At 42.7% G+C, this 9,083-nt stretch carries 7 protein-coding genes; all 7 read right to left on the reverse strand.

The annotated features are described in order from the left end of the window. Window positions 1-147 precede the first annotated feature (147 nt). The gene (locus T515_RS10800; protein WP_155988360.1) at window positions 148-453 is read right to left on the reverse strand and encodes a hypothetical protein; all 306 of its coding nucleotides are present in this window, start codon (window positions 451-453) and stop codon (window positions 148-150) included. Window positions 454-542: 89 nt separating this feature from the next. Further along, window positions 543-956 carry a Fur family transcriptional regulator gene (locus T515_RS10805; protein WP_036610919.1) on the reverse strand — a complete coding sequence of 138 codons (414 nt, stop codon included), beginning with the start codon at window positions 954-956 and terminating at the stop codon, window positions 543-545. 379 nt (window positions 957-1,335) lie between these two features. Next, a complete protein-coding gene (locus T515_RS10810) occupies window positions 1,336-1,959 on the reverse strand; it encodes a hypothetical protein (RefSeq protein ID WP_197026430.1) in 624 nt (207 codons plus the stop codon). 473 nt (window positions 1,960-2,432) lie between these two features. Then, a complete protein-coding gene (locus T515_RS10815) occupies window positions 2,433-4,139 on the reverse strand; it encodes a glutamine--tRNA ligase/YqeY domain fusion protein (protein ID WP_036610922.1) in 1,707 nt (568 codons plus the stop codon). Window positions 4,140-4,364: 225 nt separating this feature from the next. Further along, window positions 4,365-6,542 carry an EAL domain-containing protein gene (locus T515_RS16695; RefSeq protein ID WP_051671653.1) on the reverse strand — a complete coding sequence of 726 codons (2,178 nt, stop codon included), beginning with the start codon at window positions 6,540-6,542 and terminating at the stop codon, window positions 4,365-4,367. Between the two features lie 355 nt (window positions 6,543-6,897). Beyond that, entirely contained in the window at window positions 6,898-8,565 is a 1,668-nt protein-coding gene (locus T515_RS17135) for an IS66 family transposase (protein ID WP_081832698.1), read from the reverse strand. Window positions 8,566-8,567: 2 nt separating this feature from the next. Beyond that, the gene (locus T515_RS10835) at window positions 8,568-8,771 is read right to left on the reverse strand and encodes a hypothetical protein (RefSeq protein WP_036608937.1); all 204 of its coding nucleotides are present in this window, start codon (window positions 8,769-8,771) and stop codon (window positions 8,568-8,570) included. Between the last annotated feature and the right edge of the window lie 312 nt (window positions 8,772-9,083).

Here is a 9,083-nt window from a genome sequence, read left to right on the forward strand (position 1 = left end):
CATTACACAGAAATGTGTGAGTGCTGCGTATCACAAACCAGCGGCAAAAGCATTGCCGCTGACACCGTATTTAACAAAAACCGGGATACAGTTCCATTCACTTCACAAAGGGCAGAATGGGACTGTGTTCAAATACAGAAGGTATATTTAATTATTTAAACGGATTTTCCTTGAGACAGGGGTTTCCGCAGTTAATGAAACTGCAGCGGGAACCGCCATAATAAGAATAAAGAATACAGGAAAAACAGAAACAAACCGAAGCTCCACTCCACCGCCGACCTGCCTTAATGTGTTCTCGCACTGATTGATACATGCACAGATCGGGCAATCCTCGCCGGTACAGTCGTGAACAGCTTCCACTGCTACATAGGAAGCTGAAACAAGCACCACTGCAAGCATCATGATTCCCATGATGGCTGCAATGATTTTATTAGAATTAACTCTTCTCAGCATTCCCACTGCTGTTTCCTCCTTCATAGTTTTATTTTATAAATAGTATTCTGCCGCAAAATGATCATGCCAAGCAGTATATGTTCAATGAACTACTGACAATCCTCACACAGTCCGTAAAATACCGTGCGTTTGGGATCCATCCTGAAACGGTGTTCAGATAAAAGATGTCCCATGAGCTCTTCTATTTCATGGCAGTGCAGGTGAATCAGCCTGCCGCACTTCTCGCATTTACAGTGAACACATTCCCCTTCATGAGAGTGACTTTCTTCACCCACATACTCAAAACAGGCGGGGCTGTTCACATCTACGATGTATTTATTTATGATTCCTTCATTCACCAGGCTTTCAAGCTGGCGATATATGGTGGATTTACCGATTTCGATTCCCTGCTCCCTGAAATGCTCGCAAACATCTCCGGCAGTGATATGAACTCCCGACACAGACTTAAAATAGTCTATCAGTATCTCTCTTTGCTTTGTTTTATACTTTGACCTTGAGTTCACCGGCTGCCTCCTTCCATGAATATGAGAATCGTTCCCATTTATAACACCAACTATTTCTTTTGTCAACCAATTTGGGAACCATTCCCGATTATCGTGCAAGCAGGTTGGCCGCTTGACCGCATTATCGCAATCTCCCATCACTGATGGTCGATTCCGCGTTGGCGGTCAAATGTCCGCTCGTGCGAGCACGGCGTCCGCTTGACCGCCTTATCAACATCTCCCATCGGAGATGGTCGATTTCGCGTTAGCGGTCAAATGTCCGCTCGTGCAAGCACGGCGGCCGCTTGACCGCATTATCGCGAAAAAAAAGAGCAGGATCCCCGGTTTATCAGGTATCCTGCTCTCTAGACTTTTAAATAATAGTTTTATGCCTTATTTCTCACTTTTCTGTACTGTCCGAAGACTCTTTATCATCGGCTGCAGTTTCTGAAGAATCTTCCCCGGCAGTTTTCTCCTCAACCGAAGATGAGCCTGCAGTTTCCTCCGGGGCATCCTCCTGCTGAGGAGCTTCTGTTTCAGCTGTTTCTTCCTTTACTTCTGAATCATCTCCGGCCTTTTCTGCCTCATCCTCCACTGTATAGAACTCGATCTCCACATCCTCATCAGATACTACGTCCTCGTCGCACATATCAAGATCGTCATCATCCTCTTCCATATCCTGCTCTCCCAGCTTCTCATTGAGAGCATCCTTAACTGTTCTGTACGCATCCTTACTTGCATCTACAGCAAGATTTTTTGCATCTATAGCAAGGTTTTTCGCTGCATATCCGAGATCCTTTGCAGCGGCCTTGAACTCATCCTTTGCCGGTCCGTTCTTAAGTGTAGTATATGATCTCCTGGCAGTATCCTTTACTTCCTGGGCAGAATCAAGAACATCTGTAAAATCCTTGTCTACCTCCTCGGAGAATTTCTGATACTTGTAAAGATAAGAAACCACCGCAGCAACTCCGCCTACTAATGCAGCAAATCCCAACAGACCGCCTAAACCTTTTTTTCTAGCCATATATTTATCCTCCATCCCGGGCACCAGAACCCTAAAAATCTATTCATAAAACCATGCGAATATAAATCAATCATATATTTTCTCTGATTCATAATCAACATAAATTATACATGATGCAGCCCCCAAATAACAAATTATTCTTTTATTTTTGATTGACAATTTATTTTTCCGAATATAAAATCTCAAAAACGGGTTAGGTGGTGCTAACTATAATTAGAGGTGCCTAACTCGGACTCGATATGTGATCCGTGTCATGAAATCTATCTCCCGCTTTTGAATCAGCACCAGTAGGAGAAAACTTATGTCACGTATATCATAATCATCAACGGCAAAAAATCCCAACAGTACTCGATCAAATTGACAGCAAAACTGAAAAAATACAAAACTCAATTAAACAGACTGCGTAACCTGCTTTATAAATAAAAAACTCCCATCCGCCCTTAGGTGAATGGGAATTTTTATCATAAATCAGATCAGTTCTGTGCCGGAAGCTTGAAGGAAGACTTAAGTCCCACAACTCTGTTGTAAACAGGATGTCCCTCTGTTGAATCCTTGCTGTCCACGCAGAAGAAACCGTTACGTACGAACTGGAAGCTGTCATATGGCTTAACATCCATAAGCTCAGGCTCAACCATACAGTTTGTCACTGTGGTAAGTGAGTTAGGATTGAAGTTAAGAGATCCGTCTTCATTGAGCTTGCCCTTTTCTTCGTCGATAAGCTGCTCATAGAGACGTACTGTCACCTGACCTGCGGTAGGAGCATTAACCCAATGTATGGTTCCCTTTACCTTACGTCCCTCAAATCCTGAACCGGACTTGGTCTCAGGATCATAAGTACAGTGAACAACTGTAACATTGCCATCGGCATCAGTCTCATAGGACTCAGCCTTTACAAAATATGCAGACATGAGACGAACCTCATTGCCGACGTAAAGTCTCTTGTACTTCTTAGGCGGATCGATCATGAAATCATCTCTCTCGATGTAAAGCTCTCTTGAGAAAGGAACCTCACGGTTTCCCAAAGTCTCATTCTCAAGGTTGTTGGGAACAGTGAGCATCTCAGTCTGTCCTTCCGGATAGTTGTCGATAACCAGCTTTATAGGATCGATAACAGCCATCATACGCTTGTCCTTAAGCTTCAGATCCTCTCTGATGCAGTACTCAAGAAGTGAGTAATCAGAGCTTGAATTTGCCTTTGAAATGCCTGAAAGCTCAACGAACATACGGATAGACTCAGGTGTGTATCCGCGTCTTCTGAGAGCCGCAATGGTTACGAGACGCGGATCGTCCCAACCGTCTACAACTCCGTCTTCAACCAGCTTCTTGATATATCTCTTACCTGTTACAACATTTGTAAGGTAAAGCTTTGCAAACTCGATCTGTCTAGGAGGATTCTCAAAATCACAATGCTGAACCACCCAGTCATAAAGAGGTCTGTGATCCTCAAACTCCAGTGTACAGATGGAATGTGTAATACCTTCAACCGCATCCTCGATAGGATGTGCAAAATCATACATAGGATAGATGCACCACTTATCACCTGTATTGTGATGATGCATGTGGGCCACACGATAGATGATCGGATCTCTCATGTTAAGGTTTGGAGATGCCATATCGATCTTTGCACGAAGAGTAAGTGTTCCGTCCTCATACTTTCCTGCCTTCATATCACGGAAAAGCTGAAGGTTCTCTTCTATGCTTCTGTTTCTGTTTGGAGACTCCTTGCCGGGTGTTGTGAAATCACCTCTGAACTCAGTGATCTGCTCAGCTGTAAGATCATCAACGAAAGCAAGTCCCTTGTTGATGAGAAGCTCTGCCTTCTCATACATGATGTCAAAGTAATCTGATGCAAAGTATACTCTGTTCTCAAACTCAGCACCGAGCCACTCCACGTCTCTCTTGATGGCATCAACAAACTCTGTCTTTTCCTTCATAGGGTTTGTATCATCAAAACGGAGATTGAATTTTCCGCCATACTCTTTTGCAAGACCTGAATTCAGAATAATGGACTTGGCATGACCGATGTGAAGGTATCCGTTTGGCTCCGGAGGGAATCTGGTCTGTACATGATCATATACTCCCTCTGCAAGATCCTTGTCTATCTCTCGCTCGATAAAATGCTTGGATTCCTGTGGCTTTGCCTCCAGCTCTCCGTTTTCGTTTCTAATTTCCTCAGACATACCGTCCTCCTCAAAACTAAAGCCAGACCGCTGAAACTGAACCGCTCAGTCGATCTGGCGTTATTTTATGACGTGAGTGTCAAAAGCATCTGCCACTCACTAATTAGCGCTAACGCACACATTCGTGTGCAATGTGCCGCATCATTTAATACTTTAATAGTAAATATCCTAGATATTACAACTTTTCTTATATATTCGCAAGATGGAACTTTTAAAGCTTAGGCATCAGTTCATATCCTTCTCATGCATTTCACTTTCTTCTATCATACGCTTATGTCCGATTTCATGCATTCTGTTGAGGTTCTTGACCTCGGAATACTTTACCACTCCAAGTGACGGATAAAGCGTACAGTTATAGCCGTTCACATTATGGATCTCCGATACCAGTCTTCTTACCTTTGCCGCAAAAGCCTCCACATCCCTTTGATTACTGAACTGACTGAAAGCCATGAACTGATCTCCGGAATATCTTACAAGGGTTGCACTGGTACCGAAGCCGTTGGCCAGTTTCTTTCCGCAGGCATACAGGATCTCGTCTCCGAAAGCATGCCCATGAAGATTCTTAAGCTCTTCAAAATTGTCCAGGGAGAAGAATACCTCTGCGAAATCAGTACCTCTTCTCTCATATTCATCCTTGTAGGTGGCTGTAGCCGTCATCATACCGCGAACATTGAGAAGTCCTGTAAGATTGTCAGTTTCCTGGAGATCCACCTTTCTTGCTCTGTCCTGCTCGGACTCTGTTATATCCTCAAAATATCCCACAAGTCCGATGATTCGTCCGTTATCATACACGGGCATCTTGGAAGCCAGTATATCCCTTATGCTTCCATGAGCGATACAGTGTCCCTGTACCCTTCTGGTAACAGCTCCTTCCCTCAGAACCCTGTATTCATCCTTTCTGTATGGTTCCGACTCTATATGCCAGCCCATATCTTCATCGGTCTTTCCGACGAAATCCGAAGGTGTCCTGAATCCATAGTAATCCATGAACTTCTGGTTCGCACCTACAAAACGACGCTGCTTGTCCTTCCAGAAAATGCCGAGATTTGAGTTTCTGTTCAGGTTATCCCACAGAAGATCCTTGGTGAGCTCCATACCCAGATCCCCTTTGACACTCTCAGTATAGTTGCGGTAATACTCTGACCAGGCATTGGCCTTGATGGAGTCAGCATTTCTTACAAACACAAGTGCTTTCTGCGGTGCCGTCATAAGTGCAAGGTAGATCTTCCATGTGTAGTCACCATGAGGCGTCTTCGTTCTGATGTAGGCATTGATAAAACCACGCTCAGACCCGTTGATCTTCTGCTCAAGTGTATGCGCTTCAAAGAATTTCAGATAATGCTTACAATCTTCGGAAAAAACGAACTTCTCGGCATGATCGCTGGTTATCTCGCTAAGGCTTCCTTTAATTGCCTCTCCGCTTTCAGACACACCGAAAAGCACCTCGAAAGTATCATCTTCCAGATTTAAAAGGTAAACTCCGTTGTATATGTCGTAAATCTGCTTCCATTTAATGTTAAGATTCTTGATCTTTTCCGCATCGACTTCATCCCGCTCAAGGCTGTAAATCACAGAATCCGGCTCCGAATCTCCCATAACTCCGCTTTCATTGGGTGTCTCAATGACCACACCCTTATCGTCTAGCTCTTCCATGCACTGGGTAAGGGGCAGGGGCTTTCCATAGATGTCCCCCTGGATCTTTTCAAAGCCAATGGCTTTCAGGAAATCAAGCTCCTTTTCCGTTTCAACACCCTCTGCCAGAGTCTGGATACCTATGCCTTTCGCCATGGAAACCACGGACTTTATGATGCTCACTGCTTTTTTGCCGAAATCACGGATAAACTCCACGTCTATCTTCATTCCGTAGAAATCATAATCCGTCAGAACATTCAAAGAAGACCGGCTTCCGAAATCATCCACCCACAGTTGGTACCCGGAAGTACGGAACTGTTCTATGCCCGCACGAAGCCGTTCGGAGTCTCTGGCAAATGCAGACTCCGTTACCTCAACATTGATAAACTCCTTTGATATCTCATATTTGGTTATAAACGAATCCACAACCCCGAATATATCGCAGAGCTCGAAATCCTTCTCCGAAAGATTTACGGATATGGGGACCACCGGCTGATTCTTTTTCAACCTCTCACGAAGCAGCTTGCAGACCTCCCGTACCGCAAAGCTGTCAAGCCTATGTACCAGTCCGTGTTTCTCCAGTATGTGGAGAAAATCTTTCGGTACCATAAGACCATATTGGGGGTCCTCCCACCTGGCAAGAGCTTCCAGCCCGCAAAGTTTATCACTTCTCACGCGCATTATGGGCTGATAAAATATTTTGATCCAGGCATTTTTAATGGCATTATCAATATTGCCGACAATATACTCTTCAAACTCTAAACTGTTCATATCTCAACCTGCATGTGTTCTAAAAAAAGCCATAAAACGGCATCCGTGAGTCATCTGCTGCAGTTCAAAACACTTCTGCAGCAGATGAGATATATCAGTAGTAAATATTTTTTTGAAGATCACGAAAAACATTTTAGCTCACAATTATCCGGATCGGCTGCAAGAGAGCAATGCCCCCGTAATTGTAAACACTTCTTTCCTAAATTATATACGTGTGTCTATGACAAAGTCAACGAAGCCATAAAAATAGCATAATCGAATCTGTCAAAAGGTTACTGTTCACAGGTGAACTTGTAGTAAAACAGCCGATCCGTTAAACTGAGTCTCAGTAATAACGGGTCGGCTGTTCTGCCAACTATGAGTCAAATCTTTGTGTCACTTCATCAAACACATTGGCTCCTTCATTTTGCCGTATCTTAACAAGCACGCTCTTGCCTTCACAATGATGCGTTATTGTATCAAAGCATCTGAAAGACATCACCTGCCCTTGTTTGCGCTTGTAGCCACGTAGAAAGCGCTCCGCTATGTTGTTTGTGCTCGGTACATTGACATTATGAAGAAACAGAAGATGTTCTTTGGAATGTTTTCTCATTCTCAAATATAGGTTATACCCATCTTTGTAGTATTTACTCGGAGGCACATACTCATATTCATCTCTGGCTGTTTCCAGCACTTTCATATACCTTGTCTCGAAATCGGCAACAACCTCCGAATCCATATCTGATTCGTGTTCATTACGATAATGGATCATTTCCCGGAGAAGTTCTCTCATTGATCTGTGCCAGGTTTTCTCTGGTTCCATCTCCATTCCATCTTTCAGATACCGGAGGATATGAGCCAGACATTCTTGGTGTTCTGAACCATAGTTATAGAAAGTGGATTCATGATCATGTACCAGTATGCCATTATAGTATTCTGTCACTGTACCTTTTACGCCTTCGTGTCCCTTTTTTTTGCGCGCAAAATAAAGCGCTGTTCCATCAGGCGCAACATTGATGAATACATATGCACTTTTACCGTTATAGCGAGCATTTGTGCAGTCCGTATGCATGACAGGCATAAGAAGCATCTCTTTAAAGGTTTCAGTTCGCTCTTCTTCGGTTTTTTCAGCAAACTCTTTTCCGAGTTTATTGATCATACCCTTCGAGATATTTAATTGATTGTTGGTGAGTTCTGCCAGAAAACGGCTGCTTTTATCAATAGAGACATTACAATCATTATTCAAGAGATAAAGGAATGCTTTGATACTTCCTCCATAGTTGACATCATCAACGACACCTTTAGGAAACGGAGCATGGTATTTCTCGCCCGTCCTTGAATTTCTATAGACTTTTGCGCGATATTCAACCACCTCAAGTACAAGCCTGATATTAACCAGCTGTTTCACAACTTCCTTGTTTGTTTCCTTGTAATCGGGATCATTTAAGATCTCGGATGAGGCAGGGAGAAATATCTTGCTTGTTGGTGCTAGTTTTCTGCGTCCATGACCTTGATGACCAGGCTGAGCTCCGGGTTTACGACCGGTTTTCTCACGATTATTTGTGATCTTTTTATGATTAACAGACTGTGAAGAGGGTTTTGAAGAATTCTCATAATCCCGGTTTATTTGCGCTATCAGTTTTTTGTTTTTCTCACGCTCATCTTCAAGTTCAGACGCTAATGCATAGTTAGCCTGTCGAAGTTCACTGTTTTTTTCTTTTAACTCATCATTCTTTTTGAGTGCACCAAGATAGAGCTCATAAATCTGATGGATACGACGTATGAGCTCCTTGGTCTTTGCCTTATGATCTTTTTCCTGATCTTCACAGACTTCCTGACACCATTTCCATATCTTTTCATTGATATGTGTAAGTTCCTGGATACGGGCATTTTTCTGGTCTATAGTTCTTTGAAAAGCACGGTTAGCCTTTCTATGTTCTTCTTTCATAGTCTGGTATATTTCCCCTGACTCGAAATCAGATATCTTTGTTAACGCAGCCTTTAACCGCATCTGAAGTTGTCCAATAAGATCAGTTTTTGTCATAGTCAAAATTTAAATTTCTTTTTAGCCTTATCAAGTATACCGTTAAAAAACGATAGCTCCTTTTCCTGCAATTCCAAGAGTTCTTTCAGTTGTTCATTTAACTCTGTAAGTGATTTATTCTCTTCCTCAAGACCAGCTATCTGTTTCTCATATCCTTTGATTAGCTGTTCCTGCATTGCTATAATTTTTTCTTCCTGTTTTCCCATGACTGTTACTCCTGAAAAAAGTATAGCAAAAAGCTCGATTTTACGCGAATTTCAAGGATTTGACATTCCGTCAAAATGACATGTGTATAAGCTTATGATTCGTCAGAAACCGGAAAAAATCGGACATGGATTTCCACATTTTCTGACATATGGACCAGAATAAACCGCGAATTGTGGATTACACAGATGATATAGGAGTTAATTTAAAAAATCCGAGAGGCTGTCCACAACAGCGTCTCGGATCCTTTGAAAATTAAATTTTTAAATTCAGCATTTTTAACAATATGAAATAGTAGGGGTGTGAACAGTAAC

The sequence above is a fragment of the Oribacterium sp. P6A1 genome, assembly GCF_000702885.1.
Taxonomy (GTDB): Bacteria; Bacillota; Clostridia; order Lachnospirales; family Lachnospiraceae; genus Oribacterium.

Bases quoted from the DNA above. Each gene is read 5' to 3' on its own strand.
- T515_RS10800 (WP_155988360.1), bottom strand. From the start codon at position 453: ATGCTGAGAAGAGTTAATTCTAATAAAATCATTGCAGCCATCATGGGA.
- T515_RS10810 (WP_197026430.1), bottom strand. From the start codon at position 1,959: ATGGCTAGAAAAAAAGGTTTAGGCGGTCTGTTGGGATTTGCTGCATTA.
- T515_RS10815 (WP_036610922.1), bottom strand. From the start codon at position 4,139: ATGTCTGAGGAAATTAGAAACGAAAACGGAGAGCTGGAGGCAAAGCCA.
- T515_RS16695 (WP_051671653.1), bottom strand. From the start codon at position 6,542: ATGAACAGTTTAGAGTTTGAAGAGTATATTGTCGGCAATATTGATAAT.
- T515_RS17135 (WP_081832698.1), bottom strand. From the start codon at position 8,565: ATGACAAAAACTGATCTTATTGGACAACTTCAGATGCGGTTAAAGGCT.
- T515_RS10835 (WP_036608937.1), bottom strand. From the start codon at position 8,771: ATGGGAAAACAGGAAGAAAAAATTATAGCAATGCAGGAACAGCTAATC.